Source organism: Xanthomonas sp. WHRI 6106, from assembly GCF_040202405.1.
Classification (GTDB): domain Bacteria; phylum Pseudomonadota; class Gammaproteobacteria; order Xanthomonadales; family Xanthomonadaceae; genus Xanthomonas; species Xanthomonas cannabis.
Genome location: NZ_JBEGFC010000005.1, coordinates 260379 through 280853, shown reverse-complemented (window position 1 = coordinate 280853; position 20475 = coordinate 260379). Strand labels below are relative to the sequence as shown.

Below are 20475 nucleotides of genomic sequence, written 5' to 3'. Positions count from 1 at the left end.
TGCCACGCAGTGGCGCGCATGCAACGGCAGGCAGTGCATGCGCGCGCCCGCGCTGTCGCGTCGCTGGGCGCCCCCTGTCAGCGCAGTGCCATGAAGTTTTAACTCCAGATGCGCCGCAGCCTGTTGTGCGACGCAGCAGCTACGGCCTCGGTGTGTCGCTGCCCGCATGGCAGGGTGTGCCTGCGCCGTGGACCATCACATCCTGCGTCCCACGCGTCGCATGCTGTGGTGGACGCAACTGTTTGCGTCGGTGCCGTGCCAATGCGCCGCGCGCCGGTACGTCGATACCGCGCATAAAAGAGGCCGCCCGAAGGCGGCCTCGCTTCCAGTCAGCGGGGGAGAGAGACCGCTGTCAGAAGAACATCCGCACGCCGAACGAGGCGCTGCGGCCGGGAAGCATCACGTCGTCCTTGAGGAAGGAGGTATGCACGCGCGCGTCCTGGTTGGTCAGGTTGTTGCCGTCCAGGAACACTTCCCACGCGTTGCTGCCGTGGTCCACGTGATACGCCAGATGCGCGTCAACGAAGGTGTAGCCGTCGGTCGGGGTCTCGTTCACCGCCACCTTGTCCTGCTTCAGCGTGCGCGTGGCGCCGAGCGAGGCGCGCCACTGGTCGGCATTCCAGCGCATCTGCGCACCGAAACGGCCAGGCGCGATACGCGGCAGGTTGCCGCCGTCCTTCAGGCGCGCACGCACGGTGTCGCCGAATACGCGCAGGTCCCACGCACCGGTGTCGTTGTTGGCCAGGTGGAACGTGGCTTCGCCTTCGAAACCGTGGAAGATCGCGTCGGCCTGGGTCCACTGGCGGATCGGCAGGAAGTCGTTGTCTTCTTCGTTGAACCACTGGCCGCCGGTGTCGACGATGTAGACGAAGTCGTTGTAGCGGTTGTAGTACGCCGCCACCTTGGCATCCACCCACTCGTTCTGGAAGTTCAGGCCCAACTCGGCCTGGTTGGCCTTTTCGGTCTTCAGATCGGCATCGCCGATCTCGAAGGCGAGCGTGGCGATGTGCGGGCCGTTGGCGAACAGTTCTTCCTCGGCCGGTGCGCGTTCGGCGTGGTCCAGGTTGGCGGTCAGGCGCCACTGCTCGTTGAAGCGGAAACCGCCGCTGGCCGAGAAGCTGGTCGGGGTGAAATCGCGGTCCACACCGATGTCGGTCTTGTACTTGACCTTGTCCACGCGCGCACCGACCTCGGCGGTGACGCGCTCCCAGCTGTTGCGTGCCACGGCAAAGGCGCCGAGCGAGCGGGTATCGGTCTTGGGCACGAAGGATTCTTCGCCGATCGCCTGGAAGGTGGTGTCGCTGCCCTGCAGGCCGAACGCAGTCTGCCAGCCGCCGCCGAAGGTGAAGGATGCTTCCACGCGGCCTTCGTTGGCGCGCTTGGTGAACACGGTGCCTACTTCGTCGCCTTCGAACTCGGTATGCGCGTAATCGGTGTGGCCGAAGCTGTAGCGCAGCGCGCTGCCTTCGCCCCACGGATCGGTCAGCCCGCCCTTGAGGTCGTAGCGGTCCTGCTGCAGCTTCAACGAGACGCCGCGCTCGCCGATGGACGGGTCGCCTGGCTCGCCGGGGTTGCCGTAGTTGTCGCGGAACCGCGATGCCGACAGGCCCACGAAGCCCCAGTCTCCGGACAGCGACGCACCGATCGAGCCCACCTTGGAGTCGATCCAGCTGTTGAGCTGGCGGCCCTGCGGGGTGTCGTAATCGTTCTGGTTGCGGTACACGCCATCGGCATGAACCGACAGACCGCTGCCATTGCCGGCGTCGACGCGGAACATGTCGGTGTTGCCGTCCTTGTCGCCGCCGTCGAAGCGCACTTCGGCGCGCCCGCTGAAGCCGTCCACCGGGGTCTCGGCAATGCGGCCGTCGACCACGTTGACCACGCCGCCGATCGCGCCGGAGCCGTACAGCAGCGTGGACGGGCCCTTGAGCACCTCGATCTGGTTGGCCAGGAACGGCTCGATCGCCGGCGAATGGTCCTGGCTGACCGTGGACACGTCCTGGGTGGACAGGCCATCACGCAGCACCGCCACGCGCGGGCCGTCCAGGCCGCGGATGATCGGCCGGCCCACGCCGGGGCCGAAGTTGGAACTCTGCACGCCCGGCAGGCTGGCCACGGTCTCGCCCAGGCTGGAGCTGCGCACTTCGTCCAGGCGTTCGCCGGCCAGCACCTCGACCGGGCGGCTCAGCTCACCGGCGGCATCGCGCAGCGGGCTGGCGGTGACGACGACCTTGTCCAGATCCTTGATATGGCGGCCGCTGGAGGGCGTGGCGTCGTGCCGGGTGTCCGAGGACGGTGGCGTCTGCGGGTCACCAGCGGCCGACGCGTCGTCTGCCATGGCCAGGGCGGGGGACAGCAGGCCGGCCAATGCCAGCGAAAGGGCGGAGCGGCGCAGCGAGGGAACGAGGGAGGGGGACATATCGACCGGATTCTCAGAATTGTTACTGTATATCAATAGGATGGCGCAGCTTGCCTGCTGCGCCGACGGGCAAGACCCGCCCTGCGCGATGCAGTGGTGCGGGGCTGGAACAAGGAAGATGTTATATTATTCCACGTCGCCGCGAGTACCTGCTGGAAGTCATGCCCCTACCCACGCTTCGCCATCTGCTCGACCGCTTCGGTGCGACCGGGTCGCTGCTGTGCGCCGTGCACTGCGCGGTGCTGCCGCTGGTCCTGGCCCTGGCGCCTTCGCTGGGCCTTTCTTTCTGGCTGGGGGACGGCGTGGAACTGGCCATCGTGGTGTTCGTGACCTTGCTGGGATTGTTCAGCCTGGTCCTGGGCTATCGCCGGCACAAGGCGCTGCATGCGCTGGCATTGCTGCTGCCGGGCCTGGCGTTGCTGTGGCTGGGCCTGCTGTACGACCCGCTGCATCATTCGGTGGTGCCGCATGCGGTGGTGATGACCTTGGGCGGCACCCTGGTGGGCATCGCCCATCTGGTCAATCTGCGTCTCAACCACGGGCACGGGCATGTCCACGATGCCAGCTGCGCGCACTGAGATCGGCTGAGTCGTTCGGCGGTCGGCAGGGTGCGCCGGCGACGCCTTGAGCTGTCGCAGGCACCTGATCGCAATGATGGGTATCCGCTACCGACCAGGCACCGGCATGCTGCACGGGCGGGCCGCTTGCCCGGCGCCGGCGTTGGGCGGCTCTACCGTCGGGCTGCGCGCCTTGCGGCCGACGTGATAGGCTTGCCGGCCTTGCGCGAGGGCGCCGCCGGTGCAAACCTCGCCAGACCCGTGCCAGCACGGGAATTTGTATTCACATTCAGGAGTCGACGAAATGGGTAAGGGTGACCGTAAGACCGCCAAGGGCAAGCGCTACAACGCCAGCTACGGCAATTCGCGTTCGCACGCGGTGAGCAAGGTTGTCGTGGGTGCGGCTGCCCCGGTTGCCAAGAAGGGTGTGGTCAAGGCGCCGGCCAAGAAGGCCGTTGCCAAGAAGACCGTTGCCAAGGCCGGTTGATTCCAGCCACTTCGCGACATCGAAACGCGGCGCTTGCGCCGCGTTTTTTTATGTCCGACATCAGCGCAACATGCTGTTCGTCTGCCTGTTGGCGTGCATGGACCGACGCTGGACCACGTGTACCATGCGGCGCATCACCGCCGTCGGTAGCCGCTGCAAATCAAGGCAAGACACTCAAGAGTGGCTTGCGCCATGGCATTCACCGGCGCTGTCCGTGATGGATCGGAGACAGCCTGCGCGCCTCGATGGTGCAACGTCTCTAGTGCGCTGTGTTCGCCGCCGGTGCGGTGTTCTTCGCCGCTGGGGTCAGCAACTGCTCGGCCAGCCCACGATAAATCGGCGTTTTGCACACCAGCCCCGACACCGCGCGTGCAATCAACACGGTGGCCAGGATCGGCAGCAGCATCTGGCTGGTGTCGGTGAGCTCCAGCGAGATCACCGCCGAGGTCAGCGGTGCCTGGGTCACGCCGGTGAGATAGGCGCACATGCCCAGCAGCACGAAGGTGCGCGGGTCCACGCCCGGCATCAGCACCGACAGGTTGTGGCCGATGCCGGCACCGACCGCCAGCGCCGGTGAAAACAGGCCACCCGGAATTCCCGCCAGATACGACACCAGATTGGCGATGAGCTTCATCAGCCCGAATTCGTGCCCCACCACCGCCTGCCCCTGCACCAGGCTGCGTGCCTGCTCGTAGCCGGTCCCGAAGGCGCCTTGCCCGAACACCAGCGCCAACCCCACCAAGGCTACGCCGCACAACGCCGCCAACAGCACCGGATGGCGCCGGCGCAGGCTGCCCAGCCAGCGCGGCTTGCCACTGACGCTGGCCAGCACCAGACGCGCAAAGATCCCGCCCAGCAGCCCGGCCACGCTGCCGCACAGCGCGATCGCCAGCCAGGCCTGGCCCAGTGGCAAGGCCACCGCCACCTTGCCGAAATACGTGTAGTTGCCCAGCACGCCCAGCGACACCACGCCGCCCACGATCACCGCGGTGAGCAGGGTGCCGGAAAAGCGGTGCTCGAAGCGCCCGCTCAATTCCTCGATCGCAAACACCACCCCCGCCAGCGGCGTGTTGAACGCCGCGGCAATGCCGGCAGCGCCGCCGGCCAGCAAAAAGTGCGAGAGCTCGCGTGGATCATGAAAGCCGAACCAGCGCCCGAACACATGCATCAGGCTGGCGCCGACATGCACGGTGGGGCCTTCGCGCCCGACCGAGGCGCCACCCAGCAACGACAACGTGGTCAAGGCAAGCTTGCCGATCGACACGCGCAGCGACAGGTTGGTCTCGCGAAACGCCGGGTCCGGATGCTCCAGCGCGGCGATGACCTGCGGAATGCCGCTGCCACGGGTGGGACGCAGGGCGCCGGCGGTGAGCCAGGCAAGCAGGGCGAAAATGCCCGGCGTCAGCAGCAGTGCCCACCAGATCGAGTGTGCGGTGGTGCGCTGGAACAGGTGGAAGGCCGCATCGCTGGCCTTGGCGAACACGATCGCCACCAGAGCCACCGCGATCGCACCACCCCACAGTGCTGCGCGGCGACGCCAGCCTGCGCTGGACAACAACGGCCGCAGACGACGCGGCGACGGATCGGGAACGGACATCGCAGTATTGTCGCACCCACCGGCCGTCGCCGGTGAACAGTGTGCTCAGTGCATCAGTGTGTGGCGTCCGGCGGCACGCGCAGTGCCGGCAGCAAGGTGGCCGGGTTGCCATCGTTCGGCGCAGCCGCAATGCCCAGCAGGCGCGTCATCAGGGCATACACATCGACGTTGTCGAAGCCGGGCAAGGTCTTGCCCCGCGCCAGGTCCGGGCCCTGCGCCACGAACACCGCACGCATCGATGGCAGCGCCGGGTCGAAGCCGTGCGAGCCGCGCACGCCCTGCTGCGGGCGCCTGGCCAGTTTGTCCGGGAACAACGCGTCCCAGCCCTCATGCATCTGGCACACGATCGGTGGAATGCGCGGGTTGCTGCCGTAATGCCAGTGCGCCGGCAGTTCTTCCTTGCGCCAGCAGTCGTACTGCGCATGCGTGCCGAGCAGGGCGGCTTCGGCGGCGGCCTGTTGCCCGGGCATTGGCGCAAACCCGATCACCTGCCCGTCGGTGAGCGCGGTGGCCACCGTGGCCGGCGCGATGTCTTCCACGCTGATCGCATGGCCCGGCGCCACCTCGGCCATGCCGTGGTCGGACACCACGATGATGTTGGTGCGTGCGCGGGTGCCGTCGCGCTGCATGCCGGCCAGCAGCCGGCCGATGGCGGCATCCACCGCGCGCACGCTGTCTGCGTATTCGCGCGACTCCGGGCCGTGGTCATGGCCGGCTTCGTCCACGTGTTCGAAGTACAGCGTGACCAGTCGCTTGCGCGCAGCGCCGGAGTCGCCCAGCCAGCCAAGCACGGTGTCCACGCGTGCGTCCAGGCCGATGCCTTCTTCGTAATGGCGCCACTGGGTGGGCCGCACGCCCTGGATCGCCGCTTCGCTGCCCGGCCACGACCATGTCGCCGCATGCAGGCCGGCGTTTTCTGCGCCTACCCACAACGGCTGGCCACCCCACCAGCGCGCATCGCCCACCGCCTCGGGCTTGCTCAGCCAGAAACTGCCCAGCGCCGGGTCGCGCATGCTGTTGTGCACGATGCCGTGGTGGTCCGGGCGCAGCCCGGTGACCAGCGTGTAATGGTTGGGAAAGGTCAGCGACGGATACGACGGCGTCATCCAGCGCGCACGCACGCCCGCGCGCGCCAGCTGCGACAGGTGGGGGGTAATGCCGCGATCGAGCATGTCCGCACGCAGCCCGTCGATGGAGATCAGCAGCAAGGTGTGCGCGCTGGCGTCGGCTGCCGCGTCCTGTGCGGGCGACGCGGCAGCGGGCGAGGGTGGCGCAGCGCCACGGACGGAAGACTGCGAGGTACAGGCCGCGAGCAGCACGCTGGCCATTGCGGCGAACACAAGACGTCGGTCGATCATGCCCGCGAGTGTAAGGCGCGGCGATGACGCCGCGAAGTCAGGGCGTGTGGGACGGGTGTGCGTGGGCGAACAGATCGTCGGCGCGTGCACGCTGGCGTGGCGACCAGCCCTCCAGCTGCAACAACGCCTGCTTGGTCGGCAGGCCGCCGCCGAAGCCGGTCAACGCCCCGTTGGCGCCGATCACGCGGTGGCACGGCAGCACGATCGGCAGCGGGTTGCGGCCGTTGGCGGCGCCCACCGCACGGCTGGCGGCAGGCCGCCCCACCGCCTGCGCCAGTTGCACGTAACTCCAGGTCTGGCCGAACGGAATCTGCGCCAGCGTGTGCCAGACCTCCAATTGAAACGGCGTGCCGGCCGGTGCCAACGGCAGGTCGAAACGGTGTCGCCCGCCGTGCAGATAGTCCAGCAGTTGCTCGCGCGCCTCGCGCACCAGTGCGGCCTCCGGATCGTGCACCCAGCGCGCCCGCCCGACGGCGTCGTAACGGTTCTGCGCGAACAGGATGTGGCGCACGCCAGCGTGGTTGGCGGCCACGGTCAGCGCGCCGATCGGCGACGGGAAAGTGTCGTAACGCACTGCGCTCATGGGCGGGGTTCCTTGTGATCGACGGCCAGATGCCACAGGTGCAGCACCGCATACGCGCGCCATGGCCGCCATGCCTGCGAGCGCGCCTCGGTGGCGCGCTCGCTCAGCCGCTCCGGCGCGCCAAGCACCTGCTGCAGGATCAGATCGCCGGCCGGAAACGCATCCGGATGCGACAGCGCGCGCATGGCGATGTAGTGCGCGGTCCACGGTCCGATGCCGGGCAGGGCAGTACAGGCCGCGACGAAATCGACCAGCCGCTGGCCGGCACCGAACTGCAGCCGGCCCTGCGCACAGGCGCCGGCCAGCGCCCGCAAGGTGGCGGCGCGGGCGCGTGGCAGGCCCAGCTGTTCCAGCGGTGCGTCGGCCAGTTGCTCGGGGGTTGGAAAACTGCGGTCCAGGCCTGGCGGCATGTCGGCATGCTGGCCGCCGTGGCGGTCGACCAGGCGCGCCGCCAGCGTCGTGGCACCGGCCACGCTGATCTGCTGGCCCAACACCGCACGCACGGCCACTTCGAACCCGTCCCATCCCCCCGGCACGCGCAGGCCGGGCCGGCGCGCAATCGCCTCGGCCAGCAGCGGCTCCCGGGCAAGCGTGGCGTGCACGGCCTGCAGGTCCGCGTCCAGGTCGAACAGCCGGCGCACGCGGCGCACGATCTGCGGGATCCGGCGTGGGTCGGTGGCGCCGATGCGCAGCAGCAGCTCGGCGCGCTGCTGCGCCGGTGCGACCTCGATCACGCTGGCGTTGCCGGGCGTGCCGATCACGCGCCGGTAGCTGCCGGCGTCGATCTGCTCGATCCCCGGGATCGCGCGCCGCCGCAAAAATGCCAGCATCGCCGGCCAGTCCAGCGGCGGCCGATAGCCCAGGCGCAGCGTGAGTTCGCCGCCGGGGACTTCGGCGCGCTGCTTGCGCAAGGCCGACGGCGGCATCCCGCAGCCCTGCACGAAGGCCGCATTGAAACGGCGCAGGCTGTTGAAACCCGCGGCCAGCGCGACCTCGGTCACCGGCAGTGCGGTTTCGGTGAGCAGTTGCTTGGCCAGCAGCAGCCGACGCGTGCCATGCACCTGGATCGGCGTGGCGCCGAGCTGCTGCACGAACTGCCGCTGCAACTGCCGCGCACTCACGCCGACCGCATTGGCCAGGGTCTGCACCGGCTGCTCCTGCAACACCCCGTCGGCGATCATCGCCAGGGCACGCTGCACGCTCTCCTCGCCCAGATGCTGCTGCGCCTGCGGCGACAGCTCCGGCCGGCAGCGCAGGCATGGCCGGTAGCCGGCTGCACTGGCCGCCGCCGCGCTCGGGTAGTAGCTGACGTTGCCTGGCTTGGGCGCCGGCGCCGGGCACACCGGGCGGCAATAAATGCCGGTGCTGCGCACGGCGGTAAAGAACAGCCCGTCGAAGCGCGCATCGCGCGCCAGGCGGGCGCGGTCGCATTGGGTCCGGTCGGGCGTAAGCGATTGCATGGCGCCAGTCTATGCGCTGCCCATCGCCCCGGCTGGCCGTTTTCGGACAGCACTGTGCTCAGCGTGACGCCGCCTTGTCCGACGCGAACGATGTGCAACCGCCGCGACGTCAGCGTCGCTGTGCCGGGGTGCGATGCCGCCGGATGCTACGCACGCGTGCCGGCAGCTGGCCTGACAGGTGCCAGGTTAAGGTCGGGTTCGGGGCATGCTGCGCGTCCGCCCTAGACTGGGAGCCCGCTCACGCTCTCGATGGCCCGCACCCGATGTTGAAACCGCTTTGCCTCTCCCTTGCGTGTCTGCTTCTGCTGGCGGCGTGCGATCGCACCAGCACCTCCGCCGATGCCGCGATGGCGCAGCAGAACGGCGGCGCGCAGGCCGGCGACGGCGACCATATGGTGTCGGTGGATACGCCCGAGCCGGTGCCGCCGCCGCGCCCGCGTACCCAGGCCGGCGAGGCGGGTTGGCCGCAGGCCGAGCTTGACGCCGGCCAGGCCTGGATCAGCTGCGCCACCGATTACGGAAAGGAGGCCGGCGACGGCACGCTGCTGCCGGCGCTGGATCGGGCCAGCGTGGAAGCAGCGCTGGCGCCGTGCCGCGACACCGGGCTGCTGCGGGTGCGCTACGCCGGCAAGATCAACGCCGGCTTTGCCGCGCTGGTCTGGAGGCTGGCGGCAGTGGCCGAGCAGTGGCGTCTGCCGCATCGCATCCTGGATCTGGACTCCAGCGGCGGGCAGGTGGAGGCCGCGATCCGCGCCGGCGACACCATCGGCGAATCCAACTGGACCATCTGGGTGCGCGAAGGCTCGATCTGCCACAGTGCCTGCGTGTTCGTGCTTGCCGCCGGCGACAACCGTCTGGTCGCCGGCAAGGTCGGCATCCACCGCATGATGCGGATCAGCTCCAAGGCCACTTCGCGGGCCGAGCTCAATCGCGAGCTGCGCGAGGTCTACGGCAACGTCAAGGACTACCTGGAGCGCAACGGCGTGGCAGTGGCGGTGGCCGACCTGATGATGACGGTGCCCAACCGCAGCCTGCGCCTGCTCACCATGGAAGAGTTGCGCGAATACGGGCTGGACGGCACCAATGCCGTGCAGGACGACCTGGAGCGGATCCGCCAGATGCGCAAGTGCGGCGATGCGTTCGTGCGCCGCAAGGATGCGTTTCTGGTCGCCTTCGACCAGAAGTGCAAGGGCGAGGGCGCGGACCTGGATGCGGTCAACGCCTGCGGCCTGGCCTTGAAGCAACGCTTCGGCTTTCCGGATGCGGCCTGCCCGGAAGAAAGCCCGCTGGCGGAAACCGACGCGGCGGCCCTGCCGACTACCCCGGCGGCCGACGCGCAGCGCGATGCCGCCCCCGCAGAGCAGGCACCGGCCGCACCGGACGCCCAGCCGGCCGCCGAGTCCGCGCTGCCGTCAGCCGCCCAGGCCGACGGTTGAGGCCGGCCGCAGGTTTCACGCGTATCGCACTGGGCGCTGCCTATCGTCGCCGGAACACAACCGAGCCGGGGGGCAGTATGCGAGGAAAGACCAAAGGCGTTTTGCTGGCATATCTGCCGTCCGCCCTGCTGGTGCTGGTGGGCTTTGGCGTGGCCGAGCTGCTGCGTGTGGCCGCTGCCGCACTGCGCGAGCAGTGGCCAGCCACCCTGGCGATGTGGCTGAGCCTGGCGGCCTTGATTGCAGCCATCGCGCGCGCGTTCTGGGTCAGCTGGCGCCTGTGGCGACCACGTAGCGTGGCGACGGTGCCGCCTGCACCGGGCGGTGAGGTGTAGGTACTGCGCTTGGCCTGCACTGTTCTCGCCTTCGGATGCGGCGCGCTCGATGGGCTGCCCACCTCATCCCCATCAGGCAGACCTGCGCAGTGCGCGCGCGCGGCACCGACCAGACATTTTCCGGCGATTCCATTGCGACATCCGCAGCTGCACTTGTGTTGCGCAGGTCGCGCCATAGACTGCGCAGCGCACCGCACGCTGCGGCCCCTTTCTTCCATCCGATCCGTACAAGGTCCCTGTCCCATGCTCCGTCCTCGTTTGCTTGTCGCGTTTGTGCTGGCTCCCGCGCTGGCGTTTGCCCAACAGCCGCAGCCGTCCAGCCGCCCGGCCACCGCCACGCAGGCAGCGCCGTCCACGCAGCGGCCGTCTGCGGCGCAGCCGGCTCCCGCCCCGAGCGCCGCCCAGCAGGCCCAGGTGGTCAAGCAGGACATCGAAATGACCCAGGCCGCCCTGCGCGTGGCGCAGATGGTCGATGCCAATAAAGCCGCTTCGTTGTGGGACGGCGCGTCCGCTGTCGCCAAGACCGCGGTCAAGCGCGACGCCTTCGTCGCCCAGCTGGCTGGCGAGCGCGCGCGCCTGGGTGCGGTGGTCGGGCGCGGCCAGAGCTCGGTGACGCGGGTGAAGTACGGCCCCGGTGCGCAGGTGCCCGAGGGGCTGTACGTCAACGTCAGTTTCCCGACCCGGTTTGCCAATGCGCCGCAGCCGGTGCGTGAACTGGTTTCGTTCCGTCTGGACGAAGACAAGACCTGGCGCGTTGCCGGCTACAGCCTGCGCACGGCGGCCAAGTGATGGTGCCGCTTCCCGGGAGCCTTGCATGCAACTGACCATCGAACTGCAGATGCTCGGCTGGGCCATGGTGCTTGGCCTGGTACAGCTGTTGGCCGCCTCCGGCAGCATGACGGCCCAGCGTGGCACCAAGTGGAACGCCAGCGCCCGCGACGGCGAGGCCAAGCCGCTAACCGGCGTTGCGGCGCGTCTGGATCGCGCGTTCCGCAACTATCTGGAGACCTTTCCGATCTTCGCCGCCGCCGTGCTGGCGGTGAGCGTGGCCGGGCGCACCAGTGCAGACACCGCGCTGGGTGTGCAGCTGTATCTGTGGGCGCGCGTGGCCTATGTGCCGGCCTATGCGGCCGGCATTCCCTACGTGCGCAGCGCGATCTGGGTGGTGTCGTTCTGGGGCATCGTCAAGTTGCTGCGCGCGCTGCTGGGCTGGTGACGCGTGGATGCGCGCCTGATCCTGATCAAGGGGCAGGCCAGGGATAGCGTCTAGACTGGGCGCATCGGCAGTGGCGGGTGCGCAGCATGCAATCGGTGGATATCGCGATCATTGGCGCCGGGCCGGTCGGGCTCGGTTTTGCACGTGCCCTGGCCGGCAGCGGCCTGTCGGTCGCGCTGATCGACCAACAGCCGCGTGAGTCGCTTGCCGAACCGGCCTTCGATGGACGCGAGATTGCGCTCACGCACGCCTCGCGTAGCGTGCTGGAGCAATTGGGCATCTGGCAGCAGTTCCCCGCAACGGCAATCTCGCCACTGCGCGATGCGCGCGTCATGGATGGGCATTCGTCCTTTGCGCTGACCTTTGCCGCGGCTGCGCCAGCTGCCGGGGCGCTGGGCTGGCTGGTACCCAATCATCTGATCCGTCGCGCGGCCTGGCAGGCCGTGCAGACGCAGGATGGACTGCAGATCCACTGCGGTTGCAGCGTGCACGCGCTGTACCACGGTGCCGGGCGGGTGGAGCTGCAACTCTCCGACGGGCAGCGGCTGTCGTCGCGCCTGCTGGTTGCGGCCGACAGCCGGTTTTCCACGACCCGGCGGCTGCTCGGCATCGGGGCGCAGTTGCGCGATTTCGGCAAGACCATGCTGGTGTGCCGGATGCGTCACACGCTGCCGCATCAGCATGCGGCGTGGGAGTGGTTTGGCTACGGCAAGACGCTGGCGCTGTTGCCGTTGCACGGTCACCGCGCCGGCGCCGTGCTCACCCTGCCGCCGCGACAGGTCAGCGCACTGCTTGCGCTGGATGAAGACCACTTCAGCGCCGCCGTCAGTGACGCGTTCGAGCATCGCCTCGGCCGCATGCACCAGGACGGCAGCCGGCATGCCTATCCGCTGGTTGCCGCCTACGCGCACCGGTTCGTGGCCGAGCGCGCGGCCTTGATCGGCGATGCGGCGGTGGGCATGCATCCGGTCACCGCGCACGGGTTCAACTTTGGATTGCAGAGCCAGGCGCGCCTGGCCGAGCGCGTGCGTGCCGCCGCCGCTGCCGGGCGCGACATCGGCAGCGCCGGGCTGTTGCATGACTACCAACGCGTGCACCGCCTTGCCACGCGGCCCTTGTTCGAGGCGACCAATGCCCTGGCTGCGCTCTACACCGATGACCGCCTGCCGGCGCGCCTGTTACGAGGCGGCGCGCTGCGTGCGGCGCATGCGATCGCTCCTTTCCGGCGGACGATTGCGGCACATTTGACCCAGCGCAGCTAACGCGTCGAGAAGACCGTCCCAGGTTGATCGTCACCACATCGCGGTCGGGTGGCGTGGTCACAAGGGCCAGGCTGTGCTGCGCGATGGCCGCCCGATGCAGGCGGTTCGCCCGTGTTGCAGCCGTGCGCCTGATCATCCGGGAACGGCGCGATGTTGCGCTGGCCGCTCAACGACCGTCATGCAGGGTGGTCGGCATCCGGGTCCATCGCCAGCACACGAATCTCCACCTCTTCCAGCTGCACCAGCTGGCCCGGGCGAATCTTCGCGGTCTTGCGCAGTTCCTGCACGCCATCGACGCTGACGGCACCGCTGGCGACGATCGCCTTGCCCTGGCCGCCGCTGTCGGCAATGCCGGCCAGCTTGAGCAGTTGATTGAGTTCGATGTACTCGCCGTCCAGGTCGAATTCCAGGAATTGCATGCTGCGCTCGGTCACCCAAAGAAGCCGATTATCCGCCCGATGTTGCCGGCAGCACCACTGCAGTAGCGCGCCGCACGGCGCTGCGCTGCAGTGGCGCATGCATGGGCGGTGCGCCGTCGCCGATGGTGTTTCCCGGCAAGCGCCCCGCGTTCACTGGCAACGGCAGCGCGCGATGTCCTGCAGCAGTGTCTCGGCACGGCTCAGGCTACGTCCGGCGTGTGCGGTGTCGATGCGGTCCAGCCACAGGTGCTGCACGCGCTCCAGCCGCCGATAGCCGCACTGGGTGCCGACGCCGCCGAGCACGCCGACTAGCGCATTGAGCAGTAGCCAGGCCCGCGCGGGCTGGCGCTGGTGAGGCTGCGCCACGCGGCGTCGGCCACCGCCACCCATAGCGCCCATGAGGACAGGCCCAGCCACGGCGCCACGCGTGTCCGCCAGCGGCGCAGATGCGGCCACCTTCACCACGATGCCGCGGTGCTGCAGCAGTAAGGCGCTGAAGCGGGTTTGCAGGTCTGTGCCCAGGGGAATGACTCTGGGGGCGTTGGGTGGGGGAAGGGGCTCGCAGAGATGATTCGCCGACGCGGGCAATACGTTACAACCTGAACGGAACGTCACGGCCCTTCGACAGGAGGGGGTCTAAGGGCGCACACTATGCTGCTTTGCGCCTGCCGGCTCCGTGCGGCGCCTCCGGAGTTACCCATGACCCAAGAATCTTCCGCGCCGCTGCTGTTTGCAGACCTCGGCCTCTCGGACGCTGTGATGAAAGCCGTCGCCAACGTCGGCTACGAGTCGCCGTCGCCGATCCAGGCCGCCACCATTCCCGCGCTGCTGGCAGGCCGCGACGTGCTCGGCCAGGCGCAGACCGGTACCGGCAAGACCGCCGCGTTCGCGCTGCCGGTGCTGTCCAACGCCGACCTCCACCAGGTCAAGCCGCAAGCCCTGGTGCTGGCGCCCACCCGCGAGCTGGCTATCCAGGTCGCCGAGGCGTTTCAGAAATATGCCGAGGCCATTCCCGGCTTCCGCGTGCTGCCGGTGTACGGCGGCCAGCCCTATGCCCAGCAGCTGAGCGCGCTCAAGCGCGGCGTGCATGTGGTGGTGGGCACCCCGGGCCGGGTGATCGACCATCTGGACCGCGGCACGCTGGACCTGTCGCAGCTCAAGACCCTGGTGCTGGACGAAGCCGACGAAATGCTGCGCATGGGTTTTATCGACGACGTCGAAGCCGTGCTCAAGAAGCTGCCGGAGCAGCGCCAGGTGGCCTTGTTCTCGGCCACCATGCCGCCGGCCATCCGCCGCATCGCGCAGACCTATCTGAAGGACCCGGCCGAAGTCACCATTGCGGCCAAGACCACCACCTCGGCCAACATCCGCCAGCGCTACTGGTGGGTGAGCGGGCTGCACAAGCTGGATGCGCTGACCCGCATCCTCGAGGTCGAGCCGTTCGACGGCATGATCATCTTCGCGCGCACCAAGGCCGCCACCGAAGAACTGGCGCAGAAGCTGCAGGCACGCGGCATGGCTGCGGCCGCCATCAACGGCGACATGCAGCAGGCCGCGCGTGAGAAGACCATCGCCCAGCTCAAGGACGGCAAGCTGGACATCCTGGTCGCCACCGACGTGGCCGCCCGCGGTCTGGACGTGGAACGCATCAGCCACGTGCTCAATTACGACATTCCCTACGACACCGAAAGCTACGTGCACCGCATCGGCCGTACCGGCCGTGCCGGGCGCACCGGCGACGCGATCCTGTTCGTGACCCCGCGCGAGAAGGGCATGCTGCGCTCGATCGAACGCGCTACCCGTCAGCCGATCGAAGAAATGCAGCTGCCGAGCGTGGATGCGGTCAACGACACCCGCGTGGCGCGTTTCATGACCCGCATCACCGAGACCCTGGCCGGTGGTCAGATCGACATGTACCGCGATCTGCTGCAGCGCTACGAGGCCGAAAACAACGTGCCGGCGATCGATATCGCTGCTGCGCTGGCCAAGTTGCTGCAGGGCGATGCGCCGTTCCTGCTGACCCCGCCGGTGCGTGGTGCGCGCGAAGAGTTCGCACCGCGCGAGCGCAACGAACGCGCCGACCGTGGCGAGCGTCCGCGCTTCGAGCCGAAGTTCGAGCGTGGTCCGCGTGCCCACGACGGCGAGCGCGCACCGCGTCCGCCGCGCGGCGACGATGCCGGCGGCGAGCGCCCGCGTCGCGAGCCGGCCCCACGCGGCGAGCCGGAGTTCGGCATGGAAAGCTATCGCATCGAAGTGGGCCACACCCACGGCGTGAAGCCGGCCAATATCGTCGGTGCCATCGCCAACGAGGCCGGCCTGGAAAGCCGCTACATCGGCCGTATCGACATCCAGGACGATTACTCGATCCTGGACCTGCCGGCCGACATGCCGCGCGAGTTGCTCACGCACCTGAAGAAGGTCTGGGTGTCCGGTCAGCAGCTCAACATGCGCAAGCTGGAAGACGGCGAAGCCGCAGCATCGGCGGCCAAGCCACGCTTCCCGCGAGGCGGCAAGCCGTCCGGTCGTCCGAACGGCCCGGGTCGCCCGATGGATCGCTCCGGCGCGCCGCATCGCAAGGGCCCGCCCAAGCCGCGCGGCGAGTAAGCGCGGCCGGGGCCGGCGGCCACCGGCAAGCGCTGCAAGTGGTTGATTTTGATATGCCTATAAGCGCATAGCCAGCCCGGTCTCGTTGCCGGGCCCGTTCCAGCGCCGCCCTGGACGCCGTCCCGCCGCCTGCAGCCGGCCCGACCGGCCGTCCGGCACGCGAACCCTGCCATACAGACTGGGCCATTGCGGCCGTTACTGCCTTCAGGCGCCCACTGGGCGCCTGAATCGCATCGAGGCGGCGAAGGACGGATGGCAATGGGGCAGGCGGCACGCGGCAAGAGTGGTGGGCAGACCCTGCATCTGGTGCGCGGCTGGATGACGCTTCCTTTGGCGCTCCTGATCGGCATGGCCGTGGCAATGGCGGTGATCTCGGCGCTGGTGATCGAGATCCAGTCCGGAGCCACCGCCTGGATTGTCGGCGAGAGCCACTGGTCCAAGGCCCAGCAGGAGTCGGTCTACTGGCTGGAGCGCTATCTGGGAAGCGGCGACCCGGCCGATCTGCAGGCGGCCTGCCGGGCGCTGGAGGTACCGCTGGGCGATCGCTCGGCGCGCATCGCGGTCGAGCAGCCGGTGATCGACTGGGACACGGTCTACGCCGGGCTGGCTGCCGGCCGCAATGCCCGTGAGGACATGTCGCAGATGGTGCGGCTGTATCGCTATGGCCAGCGGGTACCGCATCTGGGCGAGGCGATCGCGCTGTGGAAACAGACCGACAGCGACATCCTGCAATTGAATGCGCTGGCCGACCGGGCCGCGTCCGCGCAGGCCACCGCCACGCCCGACCCGCGCACCGTGCAGGCGCTGCGCGATGAGCTGCACCTGCTGGACGCACGCATGCGCCGCATCGCGGCGGAATTTCTGGTGTTGCTGACCCGCTGTGCGCGGCTGTTGCACGATGTAATGGTGGTCTGCAGCCTGGCCACCTTGCTGCTGGTGCTGACCACCTGCGTGCTGGCCATGCGCCGTATCCGCGATTACCTGCTGTCGCACGAAGGCCGCTTCCGCACCGCGTTTCAGCAGGCGGCGCTGGGCATGGTCAAGTTCGATCTGCGCGGCCACGTGCTGGACGCCAACGCCTCGATGGCCAACATCCTGCGCTATCGCCCGGAGGAACTGCAGGCCTGCACACTGGCGCAGGTGATGCACCCGGACGACATCGTGCTGGACAGCCGCGGCATGATCGACTGGCCACGCCTGCTGCAATCGGGCGAGCTGCGCTTCCTGCGCGCCGATGGCGGGGTGATGTGGGGGCGCTGGAGCGCGTCGCTGGTGGAGCCTGGCCCGGAAGAACCCACGCTGGTGCTGGCGGTGATCGAAGATGTCTCGCACGCGCACGAGCTGGCCGACGAAGTCGCCTACCACGCGCGCCACGATGCCTTGACCGGCTTGATCAACCGCCGCGAGATCGAACGCCGCTTGCTGAAGCTGATCGAGCTGCCGCAATCGCCGCAGGTGTGCCACGCGCTGTGCTTCGTGGACCTGGATCATTTCAAGCTGGTCAACGACACCTTCGGGCATGCGGTCGGCGACAAGTTCCTGTGCCACTTCGCCGATGTCATCACCATGCAGCTGCGTCCGGGCGACTGGCTGGGGCGGCTGGGCGGCGACGAGTTCGCGATCCTGCTGGCCAATACCGATCTGGCGCAGGCGCAGGCCCTGCTGGAGCGCATGCACGGGGTGCTCGGGCAGCCGTGGAGCCATCAGGATGGCAAGCCGCTGACGCCGAGCTGCAGCTTCGGCGTGGTGGAAGTCTGCCACGGCGCCAGCGATGTCAACGCACTGATGACCGCGGCCGATCTGGCCTGCTATGCGGCCAAGGAAGAAGGCCGCAACCGGATTCGCTGCTTCAGCGAAAACGATCTGGCATTGGCGCGCCGCCGCCATGACGGTGGCTGGATCAGCGCGGTGCAGCAGGCTATCGCCGAAAGCCGGTTGCTGCTGTATGCGCAGAAGATCCAGGTGCTCAGCGACCCGGGGCGGGTGCAGTACGAAGTGCTGGTGCGCATGCGCGCGCGCGACGGGCGCGTGCTGAGCCCCGGTGAGTTTCTGCCGGCGGTGGAGCGCTACGGGCTCGGGCGCATGGTCGATGCCTATGTGCTGGAAACCCTGTGCGCGCACCTGGCCGACAACCCGATACATGTGGCCACGCTGGACCTGTGCCACGTCAATTTGTCCGCGCAGTCGATCGCGCAGCCGGATTTCCTGGATTTTGTCTGCGCCCTGTTCGAGCGCTACCCCACCTTGGTGCCCAAGCTGTGCATGGAAATCACCGAGACCGCGGTGATCGGCGATCTGGAGCACGCGCAGCGTTTCGTGCAGAGCGTGCGCGCACGCGGCTGCCACGTGGCGCTGGACGACTTCGGCAGCGGGCTGGCCTCATTCGGCTACCTCAAGCAGTTCACCGTGGATGTGCTGAAGATCGATTGCGGGTTCGTGCGTAATTACGCGCACGATGCGGTGGACCGCGCGGCGGTGCATTCGATCGCCCAGGTCGGCCTGGCCCTGGGGATCGAGGTGGTGGCCGAAGGGGTCGAGTCCGAAGCCGATATTCCCGGCCTGCGCGAGGCTGGCGTCGGCCAGGTTCAGGGCTTCAGCCTGCACCGCCCGTGCCCGCTGGAAGACCTGGTCGCGCCGCAGCCGCTGCTGGCAAGCACCGGATGAGGCCTGCGGGCAGATGTCGCGGTAGCGGCGCACGGCGATGCGAGAGTGCGTTGCCGGCGCCAAATCGCCGATAATCCAACGATGACGATCCGACTCAACAAACACATCGCCGATACCGGCTTCTGCTCACGCCGCGAGGCCGATCGGCTGATCGGCGAGCGCCGTGTCACCGTCAATGGCGTGGTGGCCGGCACCGGGGCGGTGGTGGGCGAGCAGGACACCGTGCTGGTGGATGGCCAACCGCTGCGCGCGCGCGAAGCCAAGAAGCCGGGCGGGCGCAAACATGTCTATATCGCGCTCAACAAGCCGGTGGGCATCACCTGCACCACCGAGAGTTCGGTCAAGGGCAACATCGTCGACTTCGTCGGCCACGAGCAGCGCATCTTTCCGATCGGGCGGCTGGACAAGGAGTCCGAGGGGCTGATCCTGCTGACCAGCAACGGCAACATCGTCAATGAAATCCTGCGTGCGGAAAACCGCCACCAGAAAGAGTACCTGGTGGCGGTCAACAAGGCGGTCACCGACGAATTTCTGCGCGGCATGGCACGTGGCGTGCGCATCCATAACGAGACCACGTTGCCGTGCCGTACCGCGCGCATCGCCAAGTTCGGCTTTCGCATCGTGCTGGAGCAGGGCCTGAACCGGCAGATCCGGCTGATGGCCGCCGAGTTCGGCTATCGGGTGACGCAGTTGCGGCGGGTGCGCATCGACAACATCAAGCTGGCGGCGCTCAAGCCGGGGCAATGGCGCAACCTCAGCGATGCGGAACTGCGCGGATTGCTGCCGCAGCGCACCGACTGGTGAGCCGGCGCGCCGGATGAACCGCAGACTGCGCGGACGGCCAGCCGTCGCCTGCGCAGAGCGCTCGCCCGACGGGGCTCCGGCATACTTCCGACGCTAACGACTCAGCAGGGGGCTGACCGCGTGATCAAACCGCAATTGCCAGGGAACGAAGCCGAACGGCTGATCGCCCTGCGTCAGTACGAGCTGCTGGATTCGCCCCCCGAGCGCGCCTTCGACGACCTCACGCTGGTGGCGTCCACCGTGTGCGAGACGCAGATGGCGGCCGTGGTGCTGGTGGATGCGCATCGGCAGTGGTTCAAGGCGGCCCATGGCGTGCCGCGTAGCGAAGCGCCGCGCGATATCTCGTTCTGCGCACATGCCATCCTGCGCCCGGACGAGGTGATGACGGTCGAAGACACCTTGCTGGACCCGCGCTTTTTCGACAATCCGATGGTGACCGGGGAAGGCGCGGTGCGCTTCTATGCCGGTGCGCCGCTGGTCACCAGCGACGGCATGCCGCTGGGTTCGTTGTGCGTGTTCGATCAGGCACCGGCGCATCTGCGCGACGCCCAACGCGCCGCGCTGCAGGCATTGTCGCGGCAGGCCTCGCATCTGCTGGAACTGCGCCTGGCAGGCAAGCAACTGCGGCAGCAACTGCGCGAGCGCGACTGGTACGAGCAGCAGATGGCGCAGTATTACGCGGCGATGGAGGCGGTCAATGCCGATCTGGTCGAGCAGACCCGCACCGACCCGCTGACCGGCCTGCCCAATCGTCGCGCGTTCACCGCTGCGCTCGCCGCCGCCACGCAGCAGACGCGCGTGGCCAATCAACCGCTATCGGTGGCCTTGCTGGACGTGGACCACTTCAAGGTGGTGAACGATGTCCATGGGCATGACCAGGGCGATCTGGTGCTGCGCGAGCTGTCGGCGCTGTTGCGTGCGCATGCGGCCGGCGCGGGCACGATTGCGCGCTACGGTGGCGAAGAGTTCGTATTGCTGCTGCCCAACGTGGACCTGCAGCAGGCGCGTGTGCAGTGCGAATACCTGCGCCAGAGCGTGGCGACGATGACGCTCGCGCTGCCGGTGACGGTGAGCATCGGCGTGGCCATGCTGTACCCGCACGAGCGCGTGGAGGCGGTGATCAAGCGTGCCGACCAGGCCTTGTACGCGGCCAAGCGCGGCGGCCGCGATCAGGTGGTGGCGCTGGAGTAGCGCGTGGCTTGCCGGGTGGAGCTTCGTGGCCGGGACAGCGCAGGACGCGTGTGTGCAGCGCCGCGACGGTACTGCAGCTGTACGGC

At 68.3% G+C, this 20475-nt stretch carries 17 protein-coding genes and 2 pseudogenes; 11 read left to right on the top strand and 8 right to left on the bottom strand.

All coding sequences use genetic code 11. The annotated features are described in order from the left end of the window. Positions 1–352 precede the first annotated feature (352 nt). Entirely contained in the window at positions 353–2419 is a 2067-nt protein-coding gene (locus ABQZ09_RS10285) for a TonB-dependent receptor (protein ID WP_039411296.1), read from the bottom strand. 161 nt (positions 2420–2580) lie between these two features. On the opposite strand from ABQZ09_RS10285, the gene ABQZ09_RS10280 reads away from it, so the two are divergent. Next, positions 2581–2997: a MerC domain-containing protein gene (locus tag ABQZ09_RS10280; protein ID WP_039411298.1), complete on the top strand. Its 417-nt coding sequence runs from the start codon at positions 2581–2583 to the stop codon at positions 2995–2997. A 283-nt stretch (positions 2998–3280) separates the two neighbouring features. Beyond that, positions 3281–3463 (top strand): 30S ribosomal protein THX, encoded by a 183-nt coding sequence (locus tag ABQZ09_RS10275; RefSeq protein ID WP_008571876.1) that lies wholly within the window; start codon positions 3281–3283, stop codon positions 3461–3463. Positions 3464–3722: 259 nt separating this feature from the next. Here ABQZ09_RS10275 and ABQZ09_RS10270 read toward each other — a convergent pair whose 3' ends face one another. The 4 genes from ABQZ09_RS10270 to ABQZ09_RS10255 are packed head-to-tail and all read right to left on the bottom strand — an operon-like array spanning position 3723 to position 8461. After that, entirely contained in the window at positions 3723–5060 is a 1338-nt protein-coding gene (locus ABQZ09_RS10270; RefSeq protein WP_349776814.1) for a chloride channel protein, read from the bottom strand. 53 nt (positions 5061–5113) lie between these two features. Next, positions 5114–6418: an alkaline phosphatase family protein gene (locus tag ABQZ09_RS10265; protein ID WP_349776813.1), complete on the bottom strand. Its 1305-nt coding sequence runs from the start codon at positions 6416–6418 to the stop codon at positions 5114–5116. A gap of 37 nt (positions 6419–6455) precedes the next feature. After that, entirely contained in the window at positions 6456–7001 is a 546-nt protein-coding gene (locus ABQZ09_RS10260) for a methylated-DNA--[protein]-cysteine S-methyltransferase (protein ID WP_349776812.1), read from the bottom strand. After that, on the bottom strand, positions 6998–8461 hold the full coding sequence (locus ABQZ09_RS10255; RefSeq protein WP_349776811.1) for an AlkA N-terminal domain-containing protein: 1464 nt from the start codon (positions 8459–8461) through the stop codon (positions 6998–7000). Before ABQZ09_RS10255 ends, ABQZ09_RS10260 begins: the two co-directional genes overlap by 4 nt. 263 nt (positions 8462–8724) lie before the next feature. Between ABQZ09_RS10255 and ABQZ09_RS10250 the strand changes: the two genes are divergently transcribed. The 5 genes from ABQZ09_RS10250 to ubiM all read left to right on the top strand — a co-directional run bounded on the left by ABQZ09_RS10250 (position 8725) and on the right by ubiM (position 12707). Next, positions 8725–9897: a COG3904 family protein gene (locus ABQZ09_RS10250; protein WP_349776810.1), complete on the top strand. Its 1173-nt coding sequence runs from the start codon at positions 8725–8727 to the stop codon at positions 9895–9897. 77 nt (positions 9898–9974) lie between these two features. Continuing rightward, positions 9975–10229 (top strand): hypothetical protein, encoded by a 255-nt coding sequence (locus ABQZ09_RS10245; RefSeq protein WP_039411313.1) that lies wholly within the window; start codon positions 9975–9977, stop codon positions 10227–10229. 243 nt (positions 10230–10472) lie between these two features. Further along, positions 10473–11018 carry a DUF4019 domain-containing protein gene (locus tag ABQZ09_RS10240; protein WP_184555283.1) on the top strand — a complete coding sequence of 182 codons (546 nt, stop codon included), beginning with the start codon at positions 10473–10475 and terminating at the stop codon, positions 11016–11018. Between the two features lie 25 nt (positions 11019–11043). Beyond that, on the top strand, positions 11044–11445 hold the full coding sequence (locus ABQZ09_RS10235) for an MAPEG family protein (protein WP_039411317.1): 402 nt from the start codon (positions 11044–11046) through the stop codon (positions 11443–11445). An 86-nt stretch (positions 11446–11531) separates the two neighbouring features. Next, entirely contained in the window at positions 11532–12707 is a 1176-nt protein-coding gene (ubiM, locus tag ABQZ09_RS10230; protein WP_349776843.1) for a 5-demethoxyubiquinol-8 5-hydroxylase UbiM, read from the top strand. Between the two features lie 176 nt (positions 12708–12883). Here ubiM and ABQZ09_RS10225 read toward each other — a convergent pair whose 3' ends face one another. The 3 genes and pseudogenes from ABQZ09_RS10225 to ABQZ09_RS10215 all read right to left on the bottom strand — a co-directional run. Further along, the gene (locus ABQZ09_RS10225; RefSeq protein WP_039411322.1) at positions 12884–13126 is read right to left on the bottom strand and encodes an RNA-binding S4 domain-containing protein; all 243 of its coding nucleotides are present in this window, start codon (positions 13124–13126) and stop codon (positions 12884–12886) included. 150 nt (positions 13127–13276) lie between these two features. After that, positions 13277–13572, bottom strand: a pseudogene (locus ABQZ09_RS10220) (hypothetical protein); the annotation flags it as partial. Continuing rightward, a pseudogene (locus tag ABQZ09_RS10215) lies at positions 13571–13654 on the bottom strand (RNA polymerase subunit sigma-70); the annotation flags it as partial. The pseudogenes ABQZ09_RS10215 and ABQZ09_RS10220, both read right to left, overlap by 2 nt. A gap of 171 nt (positions 13655–13825) precedes the next feature. On the opposite strand from ABQZ09_RS10215, the gene ABQZ09_RS10210 reads away from it, so the two are divergent. The 4 genes from ABQZ09_RS10210 to ABQZ09_RS10195 all read left to right on the top strand — a co-directional run bounded on the left by ABQZ09_RS10210 (position 13826) and on the right by ABQZ09_RS10195 (position 20389). Next, the gene (locus tag ABQZ09_RS10210; RefSeq protein WP_184555274.1) at positions 13826–15730 is read left to right on the top strand and encodes a DEAD/DEAH box helicase; all 1905 of its coding nucleotides are present in this window, start codon (positions 13826–13828) and stop codon (positions 15728–15730) included. Between the two features lie 258 nt (positions 15731–15988). Then, the gene (locus tag ABQZ09_RS10205; RefSeq protein ID WP_349776809.1) at positions 15989–18394 is read left to right on the top strand and encodes a putative bifunctional diguanylate cyclase/phosphodiesterase; all 2406 of its coding nucleotides are present in this window, start codon (positions 15989–15991) and stop codon (positions 18392–18394) included. 81 nt (positions 18395–18475) lie between these two features. Beyond that, positions 18476–19198: a pseudouridine synthase gene (locus ABQZ09_RS10200; protein WP_039412988.1), complete on the top strand. Its 723-nt coding sequence runs from the start codon at positions 18476–18478 to the stop codon at positions 19196–19198. Positions 19199–19279: 81 nt separating this feature from the next. Further along, the gene (locus ABQZ09_RS10195; protein ID WP_503018889.1) at positions 19280–20389 is read left to right on the top strand and encodes a GGDEF domain-containing protein; all 1110 of its coding nucleotides are present in this window, start codon (positions 19280–19282) and stop codon (positions 20387–20389) included. Positions 20390–20475 lie beyond the last annotated feature (86 nt).

Excerpts from the sequence above, each read along its gene's own strand:
- ABQZ09_RS10285 (WP_039411296.1), bottom strand. The coding sequence starts at position 2,419 with ATGTCCCCCTCCCTCGTTCCCTCGCTGCGCCGCTCCGCCCTTTCGCTG.
- ABQZ09_RS10280 (WP_039411298.1), top strand. The coding sequence starts at position 2,581 with ATGCCCCTACCCACGCTTCGCCATCTGCTCGACCGCTTCGGTGCGACC.
- ABQZ09_RS10275 (WP_008571876.1), top strand. The coding sequence starts at position 3,281 with ATGGGTAAGGGTGACCGTAAGACCGCCAAGGGCAAGCGCTACAACGCC.
- ABQZ09_RS10270 (WP_349776814.1), bottom strand. The coding sequence starts at position 5,060 with ATGTCCGTTCCCGATCCGTCGCCGCGTCGTCTGCGGCCGTTGTTGTCC.
- ABQZ09_RS10265 (WP_349776813.1), bottom strand. The coding sequence starts at position 6,418 with ATGATCGACCGACGTCTTGTGTTCGCCGCAATGGCCAGCGTGCTGCTC.
- ABQZ09_RS10260 (WP_349776812.1), bottom strand. The coding sequence starts at position 7,001 with ATGAGCGCAGTGCGTTACGACACTTTCCCGTCGCCGATCGGCGCGCTG.
- ABQZ09_RS10255 (WP_349776811.1), bottom strand. The coding sequence starts at position 8,461 with ATGCAATCGCTTACGCCCGACCGGACCCAATGCGACCGCGCCCGCCTG.
- ABQZ09_RS10250 (WP_349776810.1), top strand. The coding sequence starts at position 8,725 with ATGTTGAAACCGCTTTGCCTCTCCCTTGCGTGTCTGCTTCTGCTGGCG.
- ABQZ09_RS10245 (WP_039411313.1), top strand. The coding sequence starts at position 9,975 with ATGCGAGGAAAGACCAAAGGCGTTTTGCTGGCATATCTGCCGTCCGCC.
- ABQZ09_RS10240 (WP_184555283.1), top strand. The coding sequence starts at position 10,473 with ATGCTCCGTCCTCGTTTGCTTGTCGCGTTTGTGCTGGCTCCCGCGCTG.
- ABQZ09_RS10235 (WP_039411317.1), top strand. The coding sequence starts at position 11,044 with ATGCAACTGACCATCGAACTGCAGATGCTCGGCTGGGCCATGGTGCTT.
- ubiM (WP_349776843.1), top strand. The coding sequence starts at position 11,532 with ATGCAATCGGTGGATATCGCGATCATTGGCGCCGGGCCGGTCGGGCTC.
- ABQZ09_RS10225 (WP_039411322.1), bottom strand. The coding sequence starts at position 13,126 with ATGCAATTCCTGGAATTCGACCTGGACGGCGAGTACATCGAACTCAAT.
- ABQZ09_RS10210 (WP_184555274.1), top strand. The coding sequence starts at position 13,826 with ATGACCCAAGAATCTTCCGCGCCGCTGCTGTTTGCAGACCTCGGCCTC.
- ABQZ09_RS10205 (WP_349776809.1), top strand. The coding sequence starts at position 15,989 with ATGGGGCAGGCGGCACGCGGCAAGAGTGGTGGGCAGACCCTGCATCTG.
- ABQZ09_RS10200 (WP_039412988.1), top strand. The coding sequence starts at position 18,476 with ATGACGATCCGACTCAACAAACACATCGCCGATACCGGCTTCTGCTCA.